This window comes from Nonomuraea candida (genome assembly GCF_000725485.1).
GTDB classification, from domain to species: domain Bacteria; phylum Actinomycetota; class Actinomycetes; order Streptosporangiales; family Streptosporangiaceae; genus Nonomuraea; species Nonomuraea candida.
In genome coordinates, this window is record NZ_JOAG01000003.1 from 275392 (window position 1) to 298957 (window position 23566).

The window sequence follows — 23566 nt, forward strand, 5'->3', positions numbered from 1 at the left end:
CGGACCTGCACCCCTCTGGGGGCGTATGCCGCGTCTCGCCACACCTTTGCGACATTTCACCAAATCACGGCAATAATCCATCTGAATAATGATTCTTCGCCCGCATTTTGCATGACCGGGCGACCCCGCTTTCCCGAATGACGCACAAACTCTGCGGGCCTCTATGCTGCGCGGTTACCATTTCCGGGTGGAAACTCCGTCCCGCCGCATTACGCCCGGGCGGTGGCTGGTGCCCGCGGGTCTCCTCACCCTCGCCCTGGCCGGCGTGGCCTGCGCACCGCACGACGGTCAGGACGGGAAATCGGCGGACGATCGTGCCCCGGTGACCGACGCCGTCCGCCGCGACGTGGCCGATCGGCTCGCGGGCGAGTCCCTGAGACTGGCCGGCGCCGACCCGCGCCTGTCCGTGGCGCTGGCTCTGGAGGCCGCCGCGCTGGCGCTGGAGGCCGCCGCGCTGTCGCCCACGCCGAAGGTGACCGCCGCCCTCGACCGGCTGCGCGGCCCGCACCCGGTCACCCGCTTCGCGACCGGCCCCGCGCCCGTGCGCGCCCTGGGCTTCGGCGGCGACGGGCGCTTCCTCGTCACCGGCGACGACACCGGGAAGGTCACCGTCTGGGACACCTACACCGGCCGCGCCCGGCTGACGGCGCAGGTGCGGGGCGCGGTGACCGAGGCCGCCGTCAGCCACGGCGCCGGCTTCGCCGCGGCCAGGGGCGCCGGCGGCGAGGTGCGGGCGTGGGACCTGGGCACCGGGCGGCCCGCGGGCGCGTTCACCGGCGTCCCCGGCCACGCGTCCGGGCTCGTCTTCGTGCCCGGCCCGAAGGAGCTGCTGGCCTTCGCCGCCGGCGCGGGCACCGTGCAGGTGTGGGACACGCAGCCGTGGCAGCGCCGGCACACGTTCCGTCCCGACGGCGGCGCCGCCTCCCTGACCTGGTTCTACGGGAGAGACGTCAGCACGGTGCTGGCCTCGCTGTCCGCCCGCGGCGCCCTGGAGGCCTGGGACCTGGAGAAGGGCCGCCGGCTCGGCATGACACGGGTTCCCGGGCCCCGGGGCGGCTCCCCCGCCCTGGGCGGCCACTCGTACGGCGACGAGGACGCCGTCGTCTCCTCGGGCGGCGCCTCGTGGCTGGCCTGGCTCGGCAGGCTCGTCTTCCACGACGAGCCCGGGCCGGCCTTCCAGCCCCTGCGCCGTCCCATGGCCTTCCCGTCCGTCATGGGCGGCATGGCGGGCCTGCTCGTCGCCGCCGACCCGGCGAAACGCGAGGTGACGGTCTGGCGGATCAGATCGGCCTATCCCGAGCGCACCTCGAAGCTCTCCCGCCTCCTCACCCACCGCCTCGACGCCGGCGGGCGCGCCCGGCTGACCGCCCTGGCGACCAACCCCCCGCACTACGGCATCGCCGGCGAGAACGCGCCGCCCGTGCGCGTGCCGGTCGCCGTCGCGCTCACGGACGGCTCGGTCACGCTGTGGGACCTGCTGAAGGGCCCCCGGCTGACCGGCGGCAAGGAGGCGATCGACAACGAGCTGCACCAGCTGTGCTCCGGCACCCCGCTCATCCTCAGCCGGCAGGAGTGGCGCAGGTCCATCCCCGAACTGCCCTACGCCCCCGCCTGCGTAGAGATCATGAAGCGACGCTCCGCGGGAGGCCACGATTGAACGCCCGACACCCCCTCCGCGCCCGGTGGGCCCGCACCCGGTCCTGGCGGCAGCGGCTGCGCGAGGACGGCCCGAGCAGGCGGGTGCTCGGCTGGGTGGCCGTGGCGGGCCTGGCCGTGGCGGCCTGGACCCTCTACCAGGGGTACGCCGGCCAGGGCGAGTTCAGCGTGCTCAAGCTGTCGGCCGGGCAGAGCCGGACGATCGAGACCGTCAAGCGGGACAAGAACGCGGGGAAGAGCTCCCCCTCCAAGGAGGAGGCCACGGTCCTGTCCCTCTACCTGGCCAACAACACCGACGACCTCAAGGTCTTCCGCGAGATCAAGGTGCGCACCAAACGCTTCGTCGAGCTCACCCCCTGCGTCCACGGCGTGGGCGGCCCGGTCGAGATCACCGAGGGCTACGACGTCGACCTGCCCGCGCACGGCAAGAGCACGCAGACCCCCATCCTCTACAAGCTGGAGCCCCGGCAGGCGGAGGGCATGGCGATCACCCTGGGCTCGCGCGTCGCGACGAGAGGCGTGTACGAGCTCGAGGTGTTCCTGCACGACGGAGCCGACTACCGGAGCATGGGCACCGTGACGGCCCTGTCGGACCCGGCGGTCAAGCAGATGTACCCGCTCGACCTCGACACCCTGCCGCTCAGCGACTTCCCCGACCCGGCGTGCCTGCGGGAGCTGGAGCGCGGGCTCACCGGCTTCATCGCCGGGGCGGACGCGGCGCCCCCGGAGGTCCGCGCCCTGCGCGACGGCGTACGCGCCACCGCCGAACAGCTCAGATAAGCACCGCCGAGGGACAGCCCCCGGCGGCGGCAGGCCAGCCACACGCCGACGCCGCCCAGGGCGACCGCGCCCCAGATGCCGAGCCCGCCCTCCCAGATGAACAGCGCCTGGTAGGGCTCCTTGACCGCGCGCGGGCCGAAGTACGTCTGCCAGTCCACGATGACGTGGTAGAGGCGGCCGCCGATCAGCCCGAAGATCACCGCCGGGACCGCGATGTCGTAGATGACGCCCTTCTCGCCGCCCCGGGCACGCCAGCGCCGCTCGCTCAGCCAGGCGCCGACGACGATCGCGAGGATCTGGCACAACGCGTAGGCGCGGATGGGGATGAAGCCAAGATGCCAGACACCTTCAGCGGGGCTGGGGATCGCCGCAAGGTCCATGCTGGGGACAGTAGCCCACGCATCCCTTCCGCGGCCGCCCCGCGTCGCGGCAATCTCCCCGCCCCCGCCGGGCGTCACGCTCGGGGAGCGGCCTGCACGGGAGGGCGCCTTCAGACCGTCCTTTTGGGACTTGCCCCCAGGTGGCCACAATCGGCCAGGCGCGCCCGCGAACGTCCGGCTCAGCGCCCGCGCGGCGGCCGGGCCGCCCCGTTAGGGTCCGGCGCCAAACGGCCCCATGCCACGCCACGCGATTGACCCGCTACCGGCGGTGTCCCATATTCGGCAGAGGTCCAACACCTTCAAGGGCGAGGGAGGGAATCGCGCATGGCAACGTACAAGACGCAGATCCAGTGGGGCGGGCCCAATGCCGAGTGGCACGACGACACGGACCTGACGATCGTCATCAACAACCGCGCCGGCGTCGTACCGAACACCGGCATGCCCGGCACCGGGACCCAGGTGACCTGGTCGAGCCCGCAGGGCAACGGCTCGATCACGTTCTTCGAGGACGGCAACCTGTTCAGCGGCTCGGCGCAGTTCAAGGGCGAGGGCCCGGTCGGCTACCGCGGCACGCTCAAGCCCTAGCACCGGCCCGGCTCCGCACGACCCCGCCCTCGTGACGAGGGCGGCCCGTGCGGCGGAAACCATCCGGCCGGCCGGCGGGGACCATCCTGCCGGCCGGCGCCCGCCCAGGGATCGGGGCCGGCTACTGCTGCTGTTGCTGCTTCAGCCGGAGCGCTTCCTTGCGGTTGTCGGCCTGGATCGACCGCTCGCGCTCCAGCCACTCCGGATTCTCCGCCTTCAACGCGTCGATCTCGGCGGTGGTGAGCGGCTCGGTGATGCCGGCTCTGGCCAGGCCGGAGATGGAGACCCCGAGCTTCGCGGCGACGACCTGCTTGGGGTGCGGGCCGTTGCGGCGCAGGTCGGAGAGCCAGGCGGGCGGCTTGGCCTGCAACGCGTTGAGCTCGTCCCTGGAGACGACACCCGCCTGGAACTCGGCGGGCGTGGCCGAGAGGAGGACACCCAGCTTCTTGGCCGCGGTCTCGGGCTTCATCGTCTGGGTGCTCTTCGGTTTGGACGAGGTCATGGCACCAAGCGTAGTCAGTCGGAACGGGTTCCCCGGACATCGGTACCCTGGGCACGTGACTGAGGGAGAGCCCGGCAAAGTGTTCCGGCTGGCATACGTGCCCGGGGTGACCCCCGCCAAGTGGGTCAACGTCTGGACCGAGAGGATGCCCGACGTGCCCATCGCCCTGGTCACGGTCCCCGCCGCCGAGGCGGTGGCCCTGCTGCGCGACGGCGGCGCCGACGCCGCCTTCGTCCGCCTCCCGGTCGACCGCGACGGGCTCAGCGTGATCCCCCTCTACGTGGAGACCACGGTGGTCGTGGTGCCCAAGGACCACGCCGCGACCGCCGTCGAGGAAGTGACCGTCGCCGACCTCGCCGACGATGACGTCCTCCATCCCCTGGACGACGTCATCGAATGGCCGGCGGCCAGGCCCGGGCAGCCGGCCTTCACCCGCCCCGACACGACGGCGAGCGCGATCGAGCTGGTGGCCTCCGGCGCCGGGCTGCTGCTGACCCCGCAGTCGCTGGCCCGCCTCCACCACCGCAGGGATCTCACCTACCGGCCGGTGACGGACGCCCCGCAGTCCCAGGTCGCGCTGGCCTGGCCCACGGACGCGACCACCGACCTGGTGGAGGACTTCATCGGCATCGTCCGGGGCCGGACGGTGAACAGCTCACGCGGCCGTACCCCCGCCCCTCCGCAGAAACCGGCCCCGCAGGCCCGCAAACCCGCCCGTAACACCTCGACCCGCCGGGCCGCGCCGGCCAGGCGGAAGGGCCGCCGCCCCCGCTGAGCCGGCGGGAGCGCTCATCGGCGTTCCAGGGCGGTCATGTGCGCGGCGATCCGCCCGGCGGTGGGGCGGTGCAGGGTGTCCACCACCTGCCCGTCGGTCAGGAACACCACCGAGTCGGCGTAGGAGGCGGCGACCGGGTCGTGGGTCACCATCACCACTGTCAGCGGTTGGGTCAAACCCCGGGGGGAGGCGCTCATCTCCATCATCACTGTCAGCCGTTGCTGGGTCTCGTCGTGCAGATCGCGCTCGATCCGGTGGCGCTCGGCGTCCGCGGCGTCGATGAGGCGGAGCTGGTTCTCGGAGAGCATCTCGACCCGGCGTGCCAGGCGGTCGACGTGCGAGGGGGCCAGCAGGCGCCGGGCGATCGCGGCGTCCCACGCGGCCATCCCGCGGACCACCCACGGCGCGCCGAACAGGCACAGCAGGCCGGCCCCCACCAGGGCCGCCGGCGCATTACCGAAGGGGCAACGTCCGTCAGGTCGCCATCCCGGAAGTGACCATCCCGGCTCTCCGCGAACACCTCGACCAGTTCGCCAAGCCAGCACCCGACGAGCTGATCTTCACCGGCGTACGCGGCAGCATCCTTCGCCGCAGCAATTTCCGACACGCGGCCGAAGGGGATGTAAGCAGCGAGAAGATCGGCTTTCCCGGCCTGCACTTCCACGATCTCCGACGCACCTGCGACACGATCGCTGCCAGCTCCGGCGCGAGTCCCACAAGTTCTAATCAAGATCGCCCACATCGGCCAATGCACGTTGATGGCAAGAGCCCCGTTTTCCGCAGGTGGGAGACGGGGCTCTTTCTGCTGGTGGGCGGCACTGGGTTCGAACCAGTGACCCCTCGCTTGTAAGGCGCTTCCCAAAGGGGCGGGATCAGGCCCGATTCCCGCCCCTGCCTGGCGTTATAGTCCTCGCTGATCCCTGACAGTCCAGGGCTGTCCGGCGCGATTGTCACTCAGTTGGTCACTCAGAATTCGTCGTATCCGGAGACCTGGCCGATGGGGAAGATGTGCCGGTTCGCGGCGCAGATCGTCTCAAGAACGTGCACAGGCGTGTCCTCTGTGGAGTAGCTGGCGCGCAACACCTGCACGATCCATTCTCCGGACTCCAGCTCCAACGTTTCACGCTCGAAGGCTGTCGGCGGCCGGGCGGTCAGGTTCTCCTCGGCGTGACCGAACGCGTAGCCCAGGGCGGTCAACGCGGACTGGAGCGACGGCTTCACGAACTCCGGCTCGGCAATTCTGGTGTCGCCGAACAGGTCCGCGCGGAAGAAGCTCGTCGCGATGCGTACCGGTACGTCGTTCGCGGTCATCATCTTGCGCCGGGCCACGATCTCGGTACCGGACTCGACACGCAGGCACGCCGCCACATGCTCGCTGGCAGGCTCCAGCCCCACGTACAGCATCCGGCGATCCGCCTTGAGCCCCTGCCGTTCCGCTTCTGCCAGGAACAGGGACTTCGAGCCCCGGACGGCGGGCTCAGTGGGCAATGCGCGCTGCACCAGCACCCGCGGGGCTGACGAGGCGGGCCCTTCCGGTGCGCGGGCCGCAGGTCCCTTGCGCATCTGCGAGATGCGCCCCGGTGAGACGCCCAGCCGCCCGGCGATCTCCTCCAAGCTCATTCCGGACTCCCGCGCCTCGGCGATGGCCTGCCGCCGCATCTTGGCCGCCTCGGTCACCAGCCCCTGTTCCTCGGTCATGAGTCGGCTGAGGATGCGGGCTCGTTCCACGGGATCACTGACCTGCGCGACTTCTCTCAGCGTCTTCAAGTCCATCCGTGTGCCGCCTCCTCAGCGACCGACATTCGGGGCACTTTAGGCCCCCTATTGCAGGGGTCCGACCCGGGCTCTACGCTCGACTTTAGCCCCCCTAAAGCGGGGTCCTACAGTAGACCCCCGCCTACGGGACGAATGGTGCTGCAACACCACCCGCAGACGGGGGACTGAAGCATCGAGAGCTTTGGGGCGTCAACGATGCACGACCAGGTTATCGCCGTGCCCAAGAACGGCAAGGAATCGCAAGCCGGATCCTCCGCAGAACTCCTGCGGGAGATCCTCCAAGACGAGCAAGGCATCCAGGCGGACACTCACATCGGCTACGACCTCGCCCTGGTATCCGTCTGGGTGGGGCTGGTGGTCTGGTGCGATGGCGAGTGGTACTGGTGGCGAGCGGGCTGGGACGACCGGGGCAAGCGTGTGCTGTACGCTCGCCACCCGGCCGGCGAGCCATCACGGGCCGCACGACGGATCGCCTTCCGCTACGCAGATCTCCGAAGTAAGCATCCCGTCTCAGGGACGATCCGCGACCTTCCTTCTCCGGGAGCGGCAGAAGAAGCGGGCACCTGATGGAGGAGCCTCACGAGAAGCTGGGATACCGGGTCAAGATCGTAGACATGCTGCACAGTCCCGCCCGTACCCGGGCTGTCGGCGGGTTGCTGATAGGACAGACCGGAACGGTGGCGAATGTCCTGCGGAGCGGCACGCTGGCACTGGTAGAGCTCGATGGTGATTGGGCTGACCTCCCGTACGGAGTACGACGGTGGCCCGTCCACTGGGACGACCTGCTCATCTCCTTGAGAGAGAGCGAACCGAACGCCGACTATCGCGTCGGCCTGTCCGGCCCAGGCCGCGAGGCGATACAGCATGCCGTTCCAGCGGACACCAAGAACAGCTTGTGCGGAGAGCCGGTGTACCCACTGCCCATCTGCGGCTGGTTCATCTCCTTCGCACCCACGGCCAAACAGGCTTGCCCAGTCTGTGCCCGGCTCGTACTGGAACGGGCCAGTTCCTGACAGGCGATGTACCACTTCGTACGCCGTCGACTCACCGCGTAGCGGCAGCGGGCCGGGTCCGGAGTGTCAAGTCCGGCTTCGCGTGTACGTTCGCCGGTCGCCGTTCCTCGATCATGCGTTGTCCTGCGGTCAGAGCCGGGCTTGATGCGGAGGAGCCGGCCTGCTGGGCTTGCCTGAGTCGATGGTGTGCGAGGTGATCCCCACCTCGGTGCCGGAGTGCTCCCGCCGGAGGCGTGAAGCTTGAAGAATCGTCTCATCTCTCGTAACTGGAGCGGCCAGCGCTCATGCAGACGCCAAGCGGTCGGGCGGGGACTGCAGCAAGCGAGATCTAGAAGCAACGCCGTTCAGTTAAGGGAGAGGGCTGTTCGTCAAGACCGATGAACAAAGCAGCGGAGCTGCTGTAGAAGAGGTCTGTCACTCCAAGACATCCTCACCACAGGAGCTCCGCTGTTGGAACAGGTTGCCATAGAACGAAGGGCCGGGGTAGCCGCTGGGGTGTTCGCGCCGGGCCACCTGGGCGAACTGACCCGGATCATCCCGTTCGAGATGGTCGATGAGGTACTGGCGCAGACGCGTGCGCTGGAGCGCAGGGTCCGGCTGGTGCCGGCGCGGGTCACGGTCTACCTGCTCCTGGCCGCGGCGTTGTTCACCGATCTGGGCTACCGGCAGGTGTTCGACCGGTTGTGCGCCGGACTGGCGGGCCTGGCACCGGTACGGCCCAGCGGCAGTGCTCTTCGCCAGGCCCGCCAGCGACTGGGGCCGGCCCCGATGAAAGCGCTGTTCGACCTGATCAGCGGCCCTGCAGTGACAACTGCCGCCGCCGGATGGTGGCGAGGCCTGCGCGTGGTCGCCGTCGACGGCACCCTGCTGCCGGTCCCGGACTGTCCGGCCAATCTTGCGGTCTTCGCCCGGCAGCGGCTCGCCAACGGGATCTCGGGATACCCGCAACTGCGGCTGACCGCGCTGGTGGCCTGCGGGACCCGGTCGGTGATCGCCGCCGTGTTCGGGCCGGCCGCCATCGGCGAGCTCGACCACGCCCGCCGCCTGGCGGCGCACCTGCGGACCGGGATGCTGCTGCTGGGCGACCGGAACTTCGCCGCCGCCGATCTGCTCAACCAGATGGCCGGCACCGGCGCCGATGTGCTGGTGCGCTGTAAGTCCGGCCGCAACCTGCCCGCCGTGGGCCGCTGCCGGGACGGCTCGTTCCTGGCCCGGCTCGGCGCGCTGACCGTCCGCGTCATCGACGCCGAGATCACCATCCGCACCGCGGCAGGCCGCAGAACCGGCCACTACCGGCTGCTGACCACGCTCACCGACGCCTCGGCCTGCCCGGCGGCCGACCTCATCCGGCTCTACCACGAGCGCTGGGAGATCGAGACCACCTACGCCGAGCTGAAGTCCACCATCTTGAGCGGGCACGTCCTGCGGGCGCACACTCCTGCCGGTATCGAGCAGGAGGTCTGGGCCCTGCTGACCGTCTACCAGGTGCTGCGCACCGCGATGACCGACGCCACCGACAGCATCCCGGGCACCGACCCCGACCGGGCCGGCTTCACCACCGCCCTGGCCGCCGCCCGCGACCAGCTCATCCTGGCCGCAGGCGTCATCACCGGCACCGACATCGACCTGATCGGCAGCATCGGCCACCACGTCCTGGCCCACCTCCTGCCCGCCAGGCGAATCCGCACCAAAGACCGCATCGTCAAACGCGCGATCTCCAAATACAACGCCCGCGGACCCACCATCGACCGGACCACCTACAAAGCCACGATCAGCATCACCATGATCCCGGCCAGCCCTTGACACCGCCGTCCCAGCCTTAACTGAACGACGTTGGATCTAGAAGCGCGCTGGCGGTGCTACAGCGCCGATGGCATGCGGTGTTTTGAGCGTGATGTTCAGCGGGGTGGTAAGGGGTAGAAACCTAACCGCAGCCGAGGATTCGCCTGGCACTGGCGGCGTATGCCGTGTCGCGACCCGGCAGCGACCGAGCTGACAGCATGTCGCCGACGCGGTGTCCACTAGGATCGCTATCGCTACGCGACTGTGCCCTCCGGGTAGCGATCCTAGTGGACACCGCAACAACAGCGAACCCACCAGCGCGGGCTGATGACCACATTTGCTTTCGGGTATGTAGTTGTGCTTACATGAGCGTAGAAACTTTTCTACCGGTGCCTAGGGGTAACCCGAACACCACATCCTAAGGCCGCCTATGGGCGGCCTTAGCGCTATCTTGACCTAGTGCAGCTCTGCTACCTCGACGAGTCTGGTGGCTGCGAGTCCCCCGACATGAGCCTGACGGCCACCCCAGTCATGGTACTCCTGGGGTTGATCGTCAACAGTGCCTCGGTTCCCTCGCTGACCAGAGACTTCCTTGCCCTCAAGCGCAATCATTTCCCCGCAAGGTTCGCCTGCGGACATGCCCTTGATCACATCCTTGAAGAGATCAAGGGTAGTGAGATCCTACAGATGACCCGGAAGTCTTCGCGCAACCAGCGGCGCAAGGCGCATCGGTTCCGCCAAGACCTATTGGATCTTGTAGAAGCACACGATTGCCGGGTTGTAGGTCGAGTATGGATCAAGGAAGCTGGCAAGGGACTCAATCCATCGGCCAGCTACAGCTATGCCGTTCAAGACATAGCTCGCCACTTCAGTCAGTACCTCACATCTCGGGGCACCTTGGGTGTGTTGATCGCCGACGGTAGGGATCATGACACCAACCGTGGCGTTGCACATTCGATCTTCACCCAGAAGTGGCGAACGGGTGGTGACCCCTACACGCCTCTCAGCGAAGTGCCGCTGTTTTCGGCAAGCGACAATCACGCCGGACTCCAGATCGCCGATCTACTGGCAACTACCCTGGTATTCCCTATGGCAGCATGGGCATATTGCCCTCGGCGTCCTGGGAATCCTCATTCATCCGGGCTCTACGCCGACGTACAAGCAGACTTCGGTGCCCGACTCCGGAGTCTGCAGTATCGCTATCGCAACGAGACCGGGAAGTGGTGCGGAGGTCTCGTCGTCAGCGATCCTGTGTCCAAGAAGCCCGGCTCCCGACTTTTCGGATCTAAATAGCGCCGGCGGTGCTGGCCCGGACCGGCCCCCAGGCCGCAGCCGGGCCAGCAGACCGCCAACACGCTGCGAACCGCCGAAGGCGGATCGCCTTGATGCAGTAAAGAAACTCTGAGCCAGTTCCAGACACGCTCTCCGGCCGCCTAGATCACGAGGTCGATGCCGTTGTCGCTCAGTTCCTGCGGTGTCAGGTCCGCTTCGGGGTCGTCGGCGAGTTCGTGGTGGTAGCCGACCTCGTAGCGGTTGGCGGGGGCTTTGACCTCGGTGACCTCGATGGGGTGGCCGTTGGGGTGGGCCATGGTGCGGCGGATGATGAGGACGGCTTCGGCGTAGTCCATGCCGAGTGCGGTGCGTTCGTCTTCGTAGGCGATGCGGGCTGTGGTGAGGGTCATCCAGCGGACCGGACCGTGCTCGCGGATGAGGGACTGGTAGAAGAGGCCGGGGCGCTTGCGGTACTGGGCGTGGCGCTTGGCGTCGTCCCAGTCGGGGAGCGTGTCGGCGTTGGTGTAGGAGTTGATCTCCAGGCGGGCCGATGCGCCGTGGATGGCGGCGGTGTGGCCTCGATGCCACATGCTGCGGCGGTGGATGATCGGGTGGCCGGGCCGGACGCTGAGCGTGATCGCGATGTCGCGGCTGGCGGTGATCTTCTCACCGGTGAAAAGCGGGGCCTCTTGGTCGCGTTGTGCCAGGTTCCAGCCGAAGGCTTGCACGTCGGGGTGGTTGCTGGGGGCGGCGAAGTCGGGGCGGTCTCGGTCGGTGATGAGGATGGTGCGGCGTTCGGGCATGGGGCGGACGAAGGAGCCGCGTCCGCGCATGACGTAGGCCAGCCCTTCGGAGACGAGGGTGTCGATGGCCTTGCGGACGGTGGGGCGGGAGACGTCGTACTTGCGGACGAGTTCGGGTTCGCTGGGCAGCGCGCCGCCGGGGGGATAGCGGCCGTCCAGGATGGCGGCTCGTAGGTCGGTGGCGATGACGCGCCAGCGGGCGTCCTTGTCGTCGGTGGTGGTCTCCATGGTGTGCCTTCCTCGGTAAAGCTTTCAGGATTACTTGTACTACAGGTTGACCATCGTCCACCATGTCTGTCAACCTGTAGTACAAGTAGTCGAGCAAAGGAGGTGGTGCCCTATGAGCAAGGAGGAACAGCACGACGACCAGCAATCCGGCGCTGCATGGATGTCCGATCTCGTCCGCCTGGTCAACACACCCGGCTATGAGCGGTGGCGTTCCATGGTCGCAGCGACGGGCGGATGCGCCCATCCGGTGCACCTGGCCGGACAGTCCATGATCGTGGACGCGAGCACGGGCGAGGTCCTGCACGCCTACAGCACTGACCCAGAGCCCTCGGGACATCTCCTGGTCGCCTGCGGCAACCGCCGGGCCTCGGTGTGCCCGGCCTGCTCGCAGACCTACCAGGCCGACACCTTCCACCTGATCCGGGCAGGCCTGTCCGGCGGCAAAGGCGTACCCGAGACCGTCAGCGCGCACCCTCGGGCGTTCCTCACCCTGACCGCCCCTTCCTTCGGCCCTGTCCACTCCCACCGCGACGGCCGCGCCTGCCGCCCCCGCAAGCGCGACACCCGATGCGAGCACGGGCTACCGGCCGGCTGCCACGTCCGGCACCAACCCCACGACGAACGGCTCGGCCAACCCGTCTGCCCCGACTGCTACGACTATGTCGGCGCGGTGCTGTGGCAGGCTCACGCGGGCGCGCTGTGGCACCGGTTCACCCTGGCCATCCGCCAAGAGCTGGCCGCCCAGACCGGCATGAGCCGCCGCGCCTTCGCCCGGCACGTCAAGGTGTCCTTCGCCAAGGTCGCCGAGTACCAGCGACGCGGCCTGATCCACTTCCACGCCATCATCCGCCTCGACGGCCCCGCCGGACCGCAACAGCCACCACCCGACTGGGCCGATCACCACCTGCTCACCCAGGCCATCCCACCCGCCGTGCAGCAGGCCACCGTCACCACACCACCGAGCGATCTCGGCCGGTGGACGCTGACCTGGGGCGCGCAGCTCGACATCCGCCCGATTCTGGTCGATGCCAGCGCCGACGGGCTCAGCGAGCGAGCCGTCGCCTCCTACATCGCCAAGTACGCCACCAAGGGCGCCGAAGCCTCTGGCACCATCGATCACCGCCTGTCCTGCCGAGCCTGCGCCGGACGGGGACGGCTGAGCCTGATGGCCTCCTGCGGGCACTGCCACGGCACGGGCCTCAAACCGGGCCTGAGCCTGGATGCCTTGCCCGTCACCGACCACGCCCGGCGCATGATCCGCACGTGCTGGGACCCCGGCGCACGCCCTGAGTTCCGGGCGCTGCGGCTTCGCCCGTGGGCGCACATGCTCGGCTTCCGCGGCCACTTCTCCAGCAAGAGCCGCGCCTACTCGCTCAACCTCACCGACCTGCGCAACGCCCGCGCCGCCCACCGCGCGGCCGAAGCCCGCGAACGCCACGGCCTGCCCGCCCTCGACGACGCCACCACGCTCGTCCTGGGCCACTGGCGCTTCGCCGGAATCGGCTACACCCCAGGCGAAGCGATCATGGCCGAACACATCCGCCAGCGCGTCCAGACCGCCCGCAAGATCGCGGGAGAACGGGCGGCTGAATGACCCCACCCCTCCGCGCCCACGACCGGCGGCTCTACCGCGTCTGCGAGGCCATGCATCTGCTCAGCCTCAGCCGGAGCGTGATCTACGAACTTATTCGCTCGGGTCGGCTCCGCTCCGTCACTCAGGGGCGTACGCGCCTCATCCCCGCCTCAGCCATTGAGGACTACATCGCTCTACTCGAAAAGGAGGCTTCATGACCGAACGGCGCAGCCGGGGCGACGGCGGCCTGCACTGGGACGAGCAGCGGCAACGCTGGATCGCCTCGGTCACGGTCGGCTACACCCCGGCCGGCAAGCGCATCGTGAAGAAGGCCAGCGGCAAGACCAAGACCGAAGCCAAGGCCAAGCTCAAGGACATCATCCGCGACCACGAGGACGGCCTGGCCATCGCACCGACCAACTACACGGTGGCCGACGCCGTGCGTTACTGGCTGGAGCACGGCCTCGGCGCGAGGTCAGCCGCCACGGTGAAGATGTACAACACCTACGCCGACAAGCACGTCATTCCTGCCCTCGGGGCTCGCAAGCTGCGAGATCTCTCAGTGGAGGACGTCGACAAGTGGCTCGCGGGCAAGACCGGCGAGCTGGGCACGCGGTCGCTCAAGCTGATCCACGGCATCCTCAACCGGTCTGTCAAGAGCGCGATGCGTCGTGACAAGGTCAAGCGGAACGTCGTGGATCTCTGCGACATCCCGGAGGGGCGCGCCGGTCGTCCCTCCAAAGCTCTGATGCTGCCTCAGGCTCTCGCCGTACTCACGCAGGCGGAGAAGAGCGGCGAGCGCATGAGGGCCTACATCGTCCTCTCGCTGCTGATCGGCGCTCGTACGGAGGAACTGAGGGCGCTGCTCTGGTCTCACGTCGTTGCCTACGACGAGGCTCGGGCCGCATGGCTACCGGTAAGCCAGGTGGGCTGGGAGCACGACGAGTTCGCGATCTACGTCTGGCGATCCGTCCGTCAGAAGGGCGACACCAAGACGGTCAAGTCCCGCCGTTCGCTCAAGCTCCCCCGGCGTTGCGTGGACGCGCTGCGCCTCCTCAAGGAAGCCCAGGATGTCGCACAGGAGAAGGCGGGAGACCGATGGCAGGACACAGACCTCGTGTTCTGCACACGGACAGGAACGCCCGTCACGGCCCACAACGTACGACGCGACTTCCGCAAGGTCGTCGAGGCGGCCGGGCTCACCGGACGGGAGTGGTCACCTCGCGAACTACGGCACAGCTTTGTGTCCGTGCTGTCAGACTCCGGCGTCCCCATCGAGGACATCTCGCGCCTGGTCGGGCACTCCAACACGGTGGTCACCGAGACGGTCTACCGGCACCAGATCCGGCCCGTGATCATGCAAGGAGCTGCGGCGATGGACAAGATCTTCGGGAGTTAGTCCCTCACTTAGTCACTCAGACGCCGTTTCCAAGATCGAAAATCAGGTGTTTTCCCAGGTGGGCGGTACTGGGTTCGAACCAGTGACCCCTCGCTTGTAAGGCGAGTGCTCTACCGCTGAGCTAACCGCCCCTGATCGGCACTACACCTTACGACACCAACGGCCCCGATCGCACATCCATGGCCCAGCCGGGCCCCAGCTCAGGTCGGCCCGCCGCGCGCCAGCCCAGGAGGGCCGCGCCGAACATGCCGGCGTCCACCCCGAGCGCGGCCGGGACCAGCGGGGGTGCGTCGCGGAAGGCGAGGCGCTTGATCAGGCGCGTGCGGACCGGGTCGAAGAGCGCGGGGCCGGCTTCGGCCAGGCCGCCGCCCAGGACGATGACGGACGGGTCCAGCAGCAGCGTGTACGTCGCCAGCGCCAGCGACAGCGCCTCCACGGCCTCGTCCCAGACCTCGATGGCGATCGGGTCGTCCGAGGAGACGACCTGCTCCGCCTTGACGCCCTCCACGCCGGCGCGCTGGCTGTAGCGGCGCCCGACGGAGGCCGCCGACGCGTACGTCTCCAGGCAGCCGAACTGGCCGCAGGCGCACTGCTCGCCGTCGGGGAAGACCGGGGTGTGGCCGATCTCGCCGGCCCAGCCCGAGGAGCCGCCGTACGGTTCGCCGCGGATGATCGAGGCGCCGGCGATGCCCGTCCCGATGGGGAGGAAGAGGAAGTCCGAAACGCCACGGCCCGCCCCGAGGACGCTCTCCGCCAGGCCGCCCGTGCGTACGTCGTGCCCGAGGAGCACCGGGATGTCCAGGGTGGTGAAGCTCGTGGCGGGGACGTCGCGCCAGCCCAGGTTCGCCGCGTACACGGCCGAGGTCTCGGTCACCAGGCCCGGCACGGCCAGGCCGACGCCGGCCGGGGTGCCGTCGCCGACGGCGGCCAGGTGGCTGATGAAGTCGGAGATGGCCGTCACGACCGCCTCCGGGCCCTCCGCCCGGGGGGTCGGGCGCCGCTCGCTCAGCAGCACCGCGCCGGACTCGCTGACGAGGCCGCCCTTCATGGACGTGCCACCGACGTCGAGCGCGACAACGAACGAACTCATAGCGGACACGGAAGGAGACGATAGCGCAGCTCAGCGATCGCCCGGAAAGGGCCGTCCCGTCCCGGTCCCTTCGCTCCTGTTCCTTTTGCGAGAGTCTCCCTCTCGGCGAAGGCCCGTACGCGGCATAAGGCCCGTAGGCGGCATGAGCCCGCGAACGCCCGCACGGCCCCTCACAGCCCCCCGAAGCCCCCGTGAGGCCGCAGGGCGCCACGGACGTCACCCCCGCCCCCGATCGCCTCCCAGAGGCGTCTCAGGCGCGTCCCAGCACCCGGTTGAGCGCCGCCTCCACCTCGGCCGACAGGCCGGGCGGCGGGGCGACAGGGGCCGGGCCGAGGGTCTCGGGGGAGCGCGCCGCCATCCACACGGCTCCGCAGGAGCGGCACTCCACTTCCCCCAGCCGGCAGATGAGCGCCGTGGAGCCACAGGTCGAGCAGGAGTCGAGGTCGAGGTCGTGCAGCCGTTGACAGTCCGGGCAGATCAGCACCTGGGACTCGTTGCGCACGCCGCGCCGCCACGGGCTGGCGCCGCGCACCGGGTCCGTCTGCCTGGCCCCGCACCGGTAGCAGGGCATCCTTTCCTCCGTAAGTCACGAAGTCCGCGAAGTCACGAAATATCGGCGAGAGCCTTGACGTAGTCGGCGACGTCGCGAGCGGAGGAGATCGGATTGACCACCGACCACCGGATCACGCCCTCACCGTCGATGATGAAGGTCCCCCGCCGCGCCAGCCCCTTCGTCTCATCGAACACACCGTACGCCTGCGCGACCTGTCCGTGTGGCCAGAAATCGGAGAGCAGGCGAAACGTGTAACCCTCACGATCCGCCCACGCACGCTGCGTGAACACGGAATCTACGGAGACGGCGAGCAGCTGCGCCCCCTCGATCGGCCGATCGCGCAGGGCGGACAGCTCTCCTTGACAGATCCCGCTGAACGCCAGCGGGTAGAAGACCAGCACGACCTTCTCGCCCCGGAACCGAGACAGTCTCACCGGGGCGCCGTGCTGGTCCTGCAGCTCGAAATCCGGAGCCAGGGCGCCGACCTCGGCAGGATGCGCGTTCACAGTCATCATCCTGCCGCACGGCAGGCGCCGCCGGCTCTTACCGGCGGCCCTTCGGCGGAACGAGCCGGGTGCCGGACCAGTCGGGTGCGGCGGAGATGCTGCTGGTCTGCGAGAGACCGGCCGTGGTGGCATCCTCCCCGATGTCACTCGGCTCCACGTGGCCGTCGCGCCCTGCCTTGGGTGTCAGCAGCCAGATCTGGCCGCCGGCGGCGAGTGATCGCATGGCGCTGGTCAGAGCGTCGAAGAGATCCCCGTCGCCGTCGCGCCACCACAGCAGCACGACGTCGACGACGTCGTAACTGTCCTCGTCCAGCAGTTCGTTGCCGGTCAGGTCCTCGATGGACTCGCGAAGCTCGTCGTCGACGTCCTCGTCCCAACCGATCTCCTGCACCACCTGACCCGGCTTGAGGCCGAGTCGTTCGGCCAGGCCGCGCTCGCCCTGCGCCTGACCCGCGGTCGCGCTCACGTTTATCCCTCCTGCTTGAGTGGCCCCGCTTATGCGGTTTATCGCTTCGGCACAGTCCACACGCTGTGACCCTCAGTCGTCAACGGTCGCCACGGGTACGGCCGTAGTCGGCCAGAATCAATCAGACAAAAACGACAGGCGAACCTGGCGTTGCCGGTTGTCGACGTTCAGGTCCACGAGTGCCACCGACTGCCACGTGCCCAGCGCCATTCGCCCGCCCAGCACGGGGATCGTGGCGTACGGCGGGATCAGCGCGGGCATCACGTGCGACCTGCCGTGCCCCCGCGAACCGTGGGCATGACGCCAGCGGTCGTCGGCCGGCAGCAGGTCGCGCAGGGCGGCCAGCAGGTCGTCGTCGCTGCCCGAGCCCAGCTCCAGCAGCGCGACGCCGGCCGTCGCATGCGGCACGAAGATGTGCAGCAGCCCGTCTTCACCCTGAGCACGGACGAATTCGGCGCATTCGGCCGTGATGTCATGCACCGTCTCTCGTGAACCGGTGGTCACAGAGATGATTTCAGATCTCACGGGTAAATCCTACTGATGCACCACGACGGCGTCGGGGCCGGGAAAGACCAGCCCAGTGTGCCCGTCGTCGAACCGCACCACGTACGGAGGCCCGCCGTCCGCGCCCTGGACCTCCGTGATTACTCCGCTCCGGTCCCTTTCGCCAACGGTATTCCCGTGCACCAGGAGCCGGTCGCCAACCGTCGCATTCATACCTCTCACATTGGTACGCGGAAAGCCGAACGAAAAGAGTGATTCGCAATTTTTGCTCCCCCTAGAGGGGGAGGAAGATTGATGACCGAATCGTTACGCTCCGTGGGATGTGGCGTTTCGGTCTCCGGGGCAGGATGGCGGCCTCGTACGTGCTCGTCACCGCCACGGCGGTGCTCCTGGTCGAGGCCGTGATCGCGGCGTTCTACCTGGTCCCCAGGGCCGGCGCGGCCGACCTGGCGGCCGTGCTGCGCGAGCAGGCGGGCGACGACACCAAGATCCTGAGCCTGGAGGTGGCCAGGATCTCGGCCGACCGGCCCGCGCTCCCGCCCGGCGAGCTGCTGGCGGCCGTGGCGCGCGAGGCCGGGGCGCGGACGGTCGCGGGCGGCGCCAGGCCGCGCCAGGAGCCGGGCTTCGCCATGCTGGCGGTCCTGGTGGACGCAGGGGGCACGATCGTGGCCAGTTCGGCCCCCTCGATCTATCCGGTGGGCGGCACGCTCGACGTCCCGCTGCCGGCGGCACGACGGGCGCCCGTCCCCGAACCGGCGCCCCGCCCGCCGGACGCCCAAGAGCCGGACGCCCAAGAGCCGGACGCGCAGGAGCCGGACCCGCCGGAGCCGGACCCGCTGGAGCCGGGCCGGACGTTCGGGTCGGGCCGGACCAGGACGGGCCCGGCGACCTGGGCCTTCAGCCCGGTGCTGATCAAGGCGCCGGGCGGCGCGACGGGCTTCGCCACCCTCGGCCACGTCTACGTGCAGGCCCCCTCCGGCGCCGCTCCCCCGGCGCTCGCGGCCGCCGAGCTGCTGCCCTTCGTCGTGGCGGGCGGGCTGGCGCTGGGACTGGTGGTGCCGGTCGGGCTGGTGTTCGGGATGCTGAGCACGCGGGGGCTGACCGGCCGCGTACGCCGCCTGGCGGGCGTGACGACGGCGGTCGCGGCCGGTGACTTCCGGCCCCGGGTCGCCGTGCGCGGCTCCGACGAGGTGAGCACGCTGGAGCGCTCGGTCAACCTCATGGCCGACCGGCTCGGCGCGGCGGTGGCGGCGGCCCGGGCGAGCGCGCATGCCGAGGCCAGGCAGGCCGAGCGCGGCAGGATCGCCAGGGAGCTGCACGACTCCATCTCACAGGACCTGTTCTCGCTGAGCCTGCTGGCCGCGGGCATGCGCAGGGCCGCGCCCGGGAGCCTGCGCGAGCAGGCGGAGGCCATGGAGCGCACCGCCGCCCGCGCGATGCGCGAGATGCAGGCGCTGCTGCTGGAGCTGCGCCCGGTCGCGCTGGAGGACGCGGGCCTGCTGCCCGCGCTGCGCGAGCTCTGCCATGCCTACGAGGAGCGGCTCGGCATCGAGGTGCGCGCCGACCTGGACGAGACGGCGGCGCTGCCGCCGCCCGCCGAGCACGCGGTGCTGCGCCTGGTGCAGGAGGCCCTCGGGAACGCGGTCAAGCACGCCGATCCCGGCCGCGTCGAGGTACGCCTGAGCGGGCGCGACGGCACGGTCACCGTCTCGGTGACGGACGACGGCAAGGGTTTCGATCCGGCGCGGCCGGTGGGCCGGCACGGCATGGGGCTGAGGCTGATGCGCGAGCGGGTCACGGAGCTTGGCGGAAGCCTGGAGGTGCACAGCGATGCGAACGGGACCACGGTGACGGCGACAGTGACGGCGACAGTGACGGCGGCCGCGACAACGACGGGCGGGGCGGCGATGACGGCGGCGGCGCCGGGCGCGGACATCGGGGCGGCCGGGTCATGACGGTACGGGTGCTCATCGTGGACGACCACGAGGTCGTCAGGCAGGGCCTGCGCTTCGTCCTGGACCAGGAGGAGGGCGTGGAGGTCGTGGGCGAGAGCGGCGACGGCGAGGGCGCGCTGCGCGCCGTGCGGCGGCTGGCCCCCGACGTGATGCTGCTGGACCTGGTGATGCCCGGCCTGGACGGCCTGGGCGTGCTGGAGCGGCTGCCGCGGGGCGCGGGGCGGCCGGCGGTGATCGTGCTGAGCTCGTTCCAGGAGGACGACCGGGTGGTGGCGGCGATGCGGCTGGGCGCGTTGTCGTACCTGTCCAAGACCTCGGGCGTGGATCGGGTCGTCGGGGCGGTGCGGGCGGCGGCGCGCGGCGGCGGCGTGCTGGAGCCGGGGGTCGCCGCGCTGCTGCTGGGCCAGGTGCGCAGGGGCGGCAGGCCGCGCCCGCTCGACACGCTCACGCCGCGCGAGCGCGAGGTGCTGGGCGCGCTGGCGCGCGGGAGGTCGAACGCCGAGATCGCCAGGGGCCTGCGGATGGGCAGGGAGACGGTCAAGTCGCACGTCTCCAGCGTCCTGGCCAAGCTGGGCGTGGCCGACCGCACCCAGGCGGCCATCTACGCCCTCCAGCAGGGCCTGGTCCCGCTCGACGAGGCTCTCTGAGCGTACGGGCACGACGAGCCGCACCGCGGCCGGGGCGGGGCATCCGGGCACGCGGGCGCGGGCGCGCGCGGGCCCGCCTGCATGGGGCGGCGGGCGTGGCGGCTAGACTCGCCCGCCGCAAGTGAGAAGCCTCCCCGACGGGGGAGGTACGAGCTACGGAGGAGGCACCGCGGGAGGCGCAGGCATTCGAGCGAAATTTCGTTAGTTTTCCTGTCTTGTTAAATTGCTCCCGCGATGTAACCTTTGGTGGCGATTCGTCCTACCATCGGTGGTCTAGGCCAGCGCAGATGGCCCTGCCAGCAGGGACACTCTGGTTACTGGCTAGTAGAGATGCGTTTTCTACGGCTAGCGACCAGGATGGAAGGCGACCCAGACCAGACATCAGTCCATCTCGGAAGGCGAGACCCAGTGGCTTCCGGACGCCAGCGATTCTCGATCATCAGCGACGGCCTACCCAGCCAGCTGCCTGATGTCGACCCCAGCGAGACCAACGAGTGGCTCGAGTCTCTCGACAACGTCGTCAAGACCGAAGGCCGCACCAGAGCCCGCTACCTCATGCTGCGCATGCTGGAACGCGCACGCGAGCACCAGGTCGGCGTGCCGGGCCTGCGCAGCACCGACTACATCAACACGATCCCGCCGGAGCGCGAGCCCTGGTTCCCCGGTGACGAGCACGTCGAGCGCCGCATCCGCGCCTACATCCGCTGGAACGCGGCCATCATGGTGTCCCGGGCCAACGCCCGCACCAACGTGGGCGGCCACATCGCCACCTACGCCTCGGCCGCCTCGCTCTACGAGGTGGGCTTCAACCACTTCTTCCGGGGCAAGGACCACGGCGAGTCGGGCGACCAGGTCTTCTTCCAGGGCCACGCGGCCCCGGGCATCTACGCCCGCGCCTTCCTCGAAGGCCGGCTCAACGAGGCCCAGCTCGACGCCTTCCGCCAGGAGCTGTCGCACGGCTTCCACGGCCTGCCCTCCTACCCCCACCCGCGGCTCATGCCCGACTTCTGGGAGTTCCCGACGGTCTCCATGGGCCTGGGCCCGATCGGCGCGATCTACCAGGCGCGCTTCAACCGCTACCTGCTCAACCGCCAGATCAAGGACACCAGCCGCAGCCACGTGTGGGCCTTCCTCGGCGACGGCGAGATGGACGAGCCCGAGTCGCTCGGCGCGATCGGCGTGGCCGCCCGCGAGGAGCTCGACAACCTCACGTTCGTGATCAACTGCAACCTGCAGCGGCTCGACGGCCCGGTGCGCGGCAACGGCAAGATCATCCAGGAGCTGGAGTCCTACTTCCGCGGCGCCGGCTGGAACGTGATCAAGGTCGTCTGGGGCCGCGACTGGGACCCGCTGCTGGCGGCCGACGTCGACGGCGTGCTCGTCAACCAGATGAACACCACGCCCGACGGCCAGTTCCAGACCTACTCGGTCGAGTCCGGCGCCTACATCCGCGACAACTTCTTCGGCTCAGACCCGCGCCTGCGCAAGATGGTCGAGCACCTGACCGACGACGACATCCGCAAGCTGTCGCGCGGCGGCCACGACTACCGCAAGGTCTACGCGGCGTTCAAGGCGGCCCGCGAGCACGTCGGCCAGCCGACGGTGATCCTCGCCCAGACCATCAAGGGCTGGACCCTGGGCAAGGACTTCGAGGCGCGCAACGCCACCCACCAGATGAAGAAGCTCACCAAGGCCGAGCTGAAGGAGTTCCGCGACCGGCTCTACCTGCCGATCCCGGACTCGGCGCTGGAGGGCGACCTGCCCCCGTACTTCCACCCGGGCGAGAACGACCCCGAGATCCAGTACATGAAGGAGCGCCGCGCGGCGCTCGGCGGCGTGCTGCCCAAGCGCGTCGTGCGCGCCAAGCCGGTCAAGCTGCCCGGCGACGAGGTCTACAGCACCTTCCAGAAGGGCTCGGGCAAGCAGCAGGTGGCCACCACCATGGCCTTCGTCCGGCTGCTGAAGGACCTCATGCGCGACAAGGAGATCGGCCACCGGTTCGTGCCGATCATCCCCGACGAGGCCCGGACCTTCGGCCTGGACGCCATGTTCCCGACGGCCAAGATCTACTCGCCGCACGGGCAGACCTACGAGGCCGTGGACCGCGAGCTGCTGCTGTCGTACAAGGAGGCCGTGCAGGGGCAGATCCTGCACGAGGGCATCAGCGAGGCGGGCTCGATGGCCTCGACCATCGCCGCCGGCACCTCCTACGCCACGCACGGCGAGCACATGATCCCGATCTACATCTTCTACTCGATGTTCGGGTGGCAGCGCACCGGCGACCAGATGTGGCAGCTCGGCGACCAGATGGGCCGCGGCTTCCTGCTGGGCGCCACCGCGGGCCGCACCACGCTCAACGGCGAGGGCCTGCAGCACGAAGACGGCCACACGCCGCTGATCGCCTCGACCAACCCGGCCGCCGTCTCCTACGACCCGTCCTGGGCGTTCGAGGTGGCCCACATCGTCAAGGACGGCCTCAGGCGGATGTACGGCGACCAGCCGGAAGACGTCTTCTACTACCTGACCGTCTACAACGAGCCCTACCTGCAGCCGGCCCAGCCCGCGGACATCGACGTGCAGGGCCTGCTCAAGGGCCTGTACAAGTTCTCCGACGGGCCGCAGACGCAGGGCCCGAAGGCCAACATCCTGGCCTCCGGCGTGGCGGGCCCGTGGGCGGTCGAGGCGCAGCGGCTGCTGGCCGAGGACTGGGGCGTGTCGGCGGCCGTGTGGTCGGCGACGTCGTGGTCGGAGCTGCGGCGCGACGCGCTGGCGTGCGACGAGCACAACCTGCTCAACCCCGACGCCGAGCGCCGCGTCCCCTACGTGACCCAGGTGCTCTCCCAGGCACAGGGCCCGTTCGTGGGCGTCAGCGACTACATGAAGGCCGTCCAGGACCAGATCGCGCAGTGGGTGCCGGGTGACTGGTCCTCGCTGGGCACCGACGGGTTCGGCCTGTCCGACACCCGCTCGGCGCTGCGCCGCCACTTCCACGTCGACGCCGCCTCGATCACGCTGGCCGTGCTGACCAGCCTGGTCAAGCGGGGTGAGCTCGACGCCGAGGTGCTGCGCGAGGCCATCGCCCGCTACCACCTCAAGAACGGCGTCACCGAGGCTGGCGGAGCGGAGAGCAACGACACCCAATCCATGGGAGTCTGAGTCATCCAGCGGTCGGCGCTCCCGCGAAAGCTCTTTCGCGGGAGCGCCGTCATATCCGGCCGTCCGCACCGTTGGCCATGTGAGGCGGCACGTCAGGGAGGGGTGCGTGCCGCCTCACCCCCACGTGGTGCGGGGTCACGTATTGTGGGCACTACTTCCCCCTGA

General features: G+C 69.4%; 24 protein-coding genes, 1 tRNA gene and 1 pseudogene. 14 read left to right on the plus strand and 12 right to left on the minus strand.

The genetic code is table 11. The annotated features are described in order from the left end of the window. Positions 1 to 187 precede the first annotated feature (187 nt). The gene (locus tag IO39_RS01265; RefSeq protein ID WP_157547779.1) at positions 188 to 1657 is read left to right on the plus strand and encodes a WD40 repeat domain-containing protein; all 1470 of its coding nucleotides are present in this window, start codon (positions 188 to 190) and stop codon (positions 1655 to 1657) included. Then, positions 1654 to 2436, plus strand: coding sequence for a hypothetical protein (locus tag IO39_RS54030; protein ID WP_043614388.1), 783 nt, complete (start codon positions 1654 to 1656; stop codon positions 2434 to 2436). The genes IO39_RS01265 and IO39_RS54030 overlap by 4 nt, the downstream gene beginning before the upstream one ends. A gap of 20 nt (positions 2437 to 2456) precedes the next feature. Here IO39_RS54030 and IO39_RS54035 read toward each other — a convergent pair. Then, a pseudogene (locus tag IO39_RS54035) lies at positions 2457 to 2816 on the minus strand (prolipoprotein diacylglyceryl transferase family protein); the annotation flags it as partial. A 324-nt stretch (positions 2817 to 3140) separates the two neighbouring features. On the opposite strand from IO39_RS54035, the gene IO39_RS01275 reads away from it, so the two are divergent. After that, complete coding sequence (locus IO39_RS01275; protein ID WP_043614392.1) at positions 3141 to 3401, plus strand: hypothetical protein; 261 nt, start codon at positions 3141 to 3143, stop codon at positions 3399 to 3401. 121 nt (positions 3402 to 3522) lie between these two features. On the opposite strand, the gene IO39_RS01280 is transcribed toward IO39_RS01275, so the two are convergent. After that, complete coding sequence (locus IO39_RS01280) at positions 3523 to 3903, minus strand: DUF5997 family protein (RefSeq protein WP_043614395.1); 381 nt, start codon at positions 3901 to 3903, stop codon at positions 3523 to 3525. A gap of 55 nt (positions 3904 to 3958) precedes the next feature. Here IO39_RS01280 and IO39_RS01285 point away from each other — a divergent pair, with 55 nt between their 5' ends. Beyond that, positions 3959 to 4678 (plus strand): LysR family substrate-binding domain-containing protein, encoded by a 720-nt coding sequence (locus IO39_RS01285; RefSeq protein ID WP_043614398.1) that lies wholly within the window; start codon positions 3959 to 3961, stop codon positions 4676 to 4678. Between the two features lie 14 nt (positions 4679 to 4692). Here the strand turns inward: IO39_RS01285 and IO39_RS58740 are convergent, their stop codons facing one another. Next, complete coding sequence (locus IO39_RS58740; RefSeq protein ID WP_043614401.1) at positions 4693 to 5115, minus strand: histidine kinase; 423 nt, start codon at positions 5113 to 5115, stop codon at positions 4693 to 4695. Between the two features lie 56 nt (positions 5116 to 5171). Between IO39_RS58740 and IO39_RS54040 the strand changes: the two genes are divergently transcribed. Beyond that, positions 5172 to 5528 carry a site-specific integrase gene (locus IO39_RS54040; protein ID WP_157547781.1) on the plus strand — a complete coding sequence of 119 codons (357 nt, stop codon included), beginning with the start codon at positions 5172 to 5174 and terminating at the stop codon, positions 5526 to 5528. A 116-nt stretch (positions 5529 to 5644) separates the two neighbouring features. On the opposite strand, the gene IO39_RS01295 is transcribed toward IO39_RS54040, so the two are convergent. Then, positions 5645 to 6451, minus strand: coding sequence for a UTRA domain-containing protein (locus IO39_RS01295; protein WP_043614405.1), 807 nt, complete (start codon positions 6449 to 6451; stop codon positions 5645 to 5647). A 198-nt stretch (positions 6452 to 6649) separates the two neighbouring features. Between IO39_RS01295 and IO39_RS54045 the strand changes: the two genes are divergently transcribed. From IO39_RS54045 to IO39_RS52135, 3 genes are all read left to right on the plus strand, one after another. Beyond that, positions 6650 to 7021 carry a hypothetical protein gene (locus IO39_RS54045; RefSeq protein WP_157547783.1) on the plus strand — a complete coding sequence of 124 codons (372 nt, stop codon included), beginning with the start codon at positions 6650 to 6652 and terminating at the stop codon, positions 7019 to 7021. Between the two features lie 941 nt (positions 7022 to 7962). Then, positions 7963 to 9270: an IS4 family transposase gene (locus IO39_RS01300; protein WP_157547785.1), complete on the plus strand. Its 1308-nt coding sequence runs from the start codon at positions 7963 to 7965 to the stop codon at positions 9268 to 9270. A gap of 438 nt (positions 9271 to 9708) precedes the next feature. Beyond that, entirely contained in the window at positions 9709 to 10542 is an 834-nt protein-coding gene (locus IO39_RS52135; protein WP_084772059.1) for a DUF3800 domain-containing protein, read from the plus strand. Between the two features lie 140 nt (positions 10543 to 10682). On the opposite strand, the gene IO39_RS50130 is transcribed toward IO39_RS52135, so the two are convergent. Beyond that, positions 10683 to 11552 carry a GntR family transcriptional regulator gene (locus tag IO39_RS50130; protein ID WP_052422311.1) on the minus strand — a complete coding sequence of 290 codons (870 nt, stop codon included), beginning with the start codon at positions 11550 to 11552 and terminating at the stop codon, positions 10683 to 10685. Positions 11553 to 11664: 112 nt separating this feature from the next. Here IO39_RS50130 and IO39_RS01310 point away from each other — a divergent pair, with 112 nt between their 5' ends. From IO39_RS01310 to IO39_RS01320, 3 genes are read left to right on the plus strand one after another with little or no spacing between them, the layout of a single operon-like run. Next, positions 11665 to 13146 (plus strand): replication initiator, encoded by a 1482-nt coding sequence (locus tag IO39_RS01310; RefSeq protein WP_043614413.1) that lies wholly within the window; start codon positions 11665 to 11667, stop codon positions 13144 to 13146. Then, entirely contained in the window at positions 13143 to 13343 is a 201-nt protein-coding gene (locus IO39_RS01315; protein ID WP_043614416.1) for a helix-turn-helix domain-containing protein, read from the plus strand. The genes IO39_RS01310 and IO39_RS01315 overlap by 4 nt, the downstream gene beginning before the upstream one ends. Next, positions 13340 to 14524, plus strand: a complete 1185-nt coding sequence (locus IO39_RS01320; RefSeq protein ID WP_043614419.1) for a site-specific integrase — start codon at positions 13340 to 13342, stop codon at positions 14522 to 14524. Before IO39_RS01315 ends, IO39_RS01320 begins: the two co-directional genes overlap by 4 nt. A gap of 59 nt (positions 14525 to 14583) precedes the next feature. Here the strand turns inward: IO39_RS01320 and IO39_RS01325 are convergent. The 7 genes from IO39_RS01325 to IO39_RS01355 form a co-directional block, all read right to left on the minus strand. Beyond that, positions 14584 to 14655: transfer RNA gene (locus tag IO39_RS01325), tRNA-Val, on the minus strand. Between the two features lie 17 nt (positions 14656 to 14672). Next, positions 14673 to 15614 (minus strand): ROK family protein, encoded by a 942-nt coding sequence (locus IO39_RS01330; protein ID WP_043614422.1) that lies wholly within the window; start codon positions 15612 to 15614, stop codon positions 14673 to 14675. 250 nt (positions 15615 to 15864) lie between these two features. After that, the gene (locus IO39_RS01335) at positions 15865 to 16185 is read right to left on the minus strand and encodes a hypothetical protein (protein ID WP_043614425.1); all 321 of its coding nucleotides are present in this window, start codon (positions 16183 to 16185) and stop codon (positions 15865 to 15867) included. A gap of 32 nt (positions 16186 to 16217) precedes the next feature. Continuing rightward, positions 16218 to 16679, minus strand: coding sequence for a peroxiredoxin (locus tag IO39_RS01340; protein WP_043614428.1), 462 nt, complete (start codon positions 16677 to 16679; stop codon positions 16218 to 16220). A 31-nt stretch (positions 16680 to 16710) separates the two neighbouring features. Further along, positions 16711 to 17139: a DUF3052 domain-containing protein gene (locus IO39_RS01345; protein WP_043614431.1), complete on the minus strand. Its 429-nt coding sequence runs from the start codon at positions 17137 to 17139 to the stop codon at positions 16711 to 16713. A 117-nt stretch (positions 17140 to 17256) separates the two neighbouring features. Further along, entirely contained in the window at positions 17257 to 17664 is a 408-nt protein-coding gene (locus tag IO39_RS01350; RefSeq protein WP_043614434.1) for a secondary thiamine-phosphate synthase enzyme YjbQ, read from the minus strand. Between the two features lie 9 nt (positions 17665 to 17673). Next, entirely contained in the window at positions 17674 to 17856 is a 183-nt protein-coding gene (locus IO39_RS01355; protein ID WP_043614437.1) for a DUF1918 domain-containing protein, read from the minus strand. A 107-nt stretch (positions 17857 to 17963) separates the two neighbouring features. On the opposite strand from IO39_RS01355, the gene IO39_RS50135 reads away from it, so the two are divergent. From IO39_RS50135 to aceE, 3 genes are all read left to right on the plus strand, one after another. Further along, positions 17964 to 19598, plus strand: coding sequence for a sensor histidine kinase (locus IO39_RS50135; RefSeq protein ID WP_052422313.1), 1635 nt, complete (start codon positions 17964 to 17966; stop codon positions 19596 to 19598). Then, a complete protein-coding gene (locus tag IO39_RS01365; RefSeq protein ID WP_043614440.1) occupies positions 19595 to 20245 on the plus strand; it encodes a response regulator in 651 nt (216 codons plus the stop codon). Before IO39_RS50135 ends, IO39_RS01365 begins: the two co-directional genes overlap by 4 nt. 408 nt (positions 20246 to 20653) lie before the next feature. After that, positions 20654 to 23401, plus strand: a complete 2748-nt coding sequence (gene aceE, locus IO39_RS01370; RefSeq protein ID WP_043614443.1) for a pyruvate dehydrogenase (acetyl-transferring), homodimeric type — start codon at positions 20654 to 20656, stop codon at positions 23399 to 23401. Positions 23402 to 23566: the final 165 nt, after the last annotated feature.

Coding starts and splice junctions, on each gene's coding strand:
- IO39_RS01355 (WP_043614437.1), bottom strand. CDS start 17,856: ATGAATGCGACGGTTGGCGACCGGCTCCTGGTGCACGGGAATACCGTT.
- IO39_RS01280 (WP_043614395.1), bottom strand. CDS start 3,903: ATGACCTCGTCCAAACCGAAGAGCACCCAGACGATGAAGCCCGAGACC.
- IO39_RS01315 (WP_043614416.1), top strand. CDS start 13,143: ATGACCCCACCCCTCCGCGCCCACGACCGGCGGCTCTACCGCGTCTGC.
- IO39_RS01365 (WP_043614440.1), top strand. CDS start 19,595: ATGACGGTACGGGTGCTCATCGTGGACGACCACGAGGTCGTCAGGCAG.
- IO39_RS50130 (WP_052422311.1), bottom strand. CDS start 11,552: ATGGAGACCACCACCGACGACAAGGACGCCCGCTGGCGCGTCATCGCC.
- IO39_RS01310 (WP_043614413.1), top strand. CDS start 11,665: ATGAGCAAGGAGGAACAGCACGACGACCAGCAATCCGGCGCTGCATGG.
- IO39_RS01340 (WP_043614428.1), bottom strand. CDS start 16,679: ATGACTGTGAACGCGCATCCTGCCGAGGTCGGCGCCCTGGCTCCGGAT.
- IO39_RS01330 (WP_043614422.1), bottom strand. CDS start 15,614: ATGAGTTCGTTCGTTGTCGCGCTCGACGTCGGTGGCACGTCCATGAAG.
- IO39_RS01275 (WP_043614392.1), top strand. CDS start 3,141: ATGGCAACGTACAAGACGCAGATCCAGTGGGGCGGGCCCAATGCCGAG.
- IO39_RS54045 (WP_157547783.1), top strand. CDS start 6,650: ATGCACGACCAGGTTATCGCCGTGCCCAAGAACGGCAAGGAATCGCAA.
- IO39_RS01320 (WP_043614419.1), top strand. CDS start 13,340: ATGACCGAACGGCGCAGCCGGGGCGACGGCGGCCTGCACTGGGACGAG.
- IO39_RS01335 (WP_043614425.1), bottom strand. CDS start 16,185: ATGCCCTGCTACCGGTGCGGGGCCAGGCAGACGGACCCGGTGCGCGGC.
- IO39_RS50135 (WP_052422313.1), top strand. CDS start 17,964: ATGTGGCGTTTCGGTCTCCGGGGCAGGATGGCGGCCTCGTACGTGCTC.
- IO39_RS01295 (WP_043614405.1), bottom strand. CDS start 6,451: ATGGACTTGAAGACGCTGAGAGAAGTCGCGCAGGTCAGTGATCCCGTG.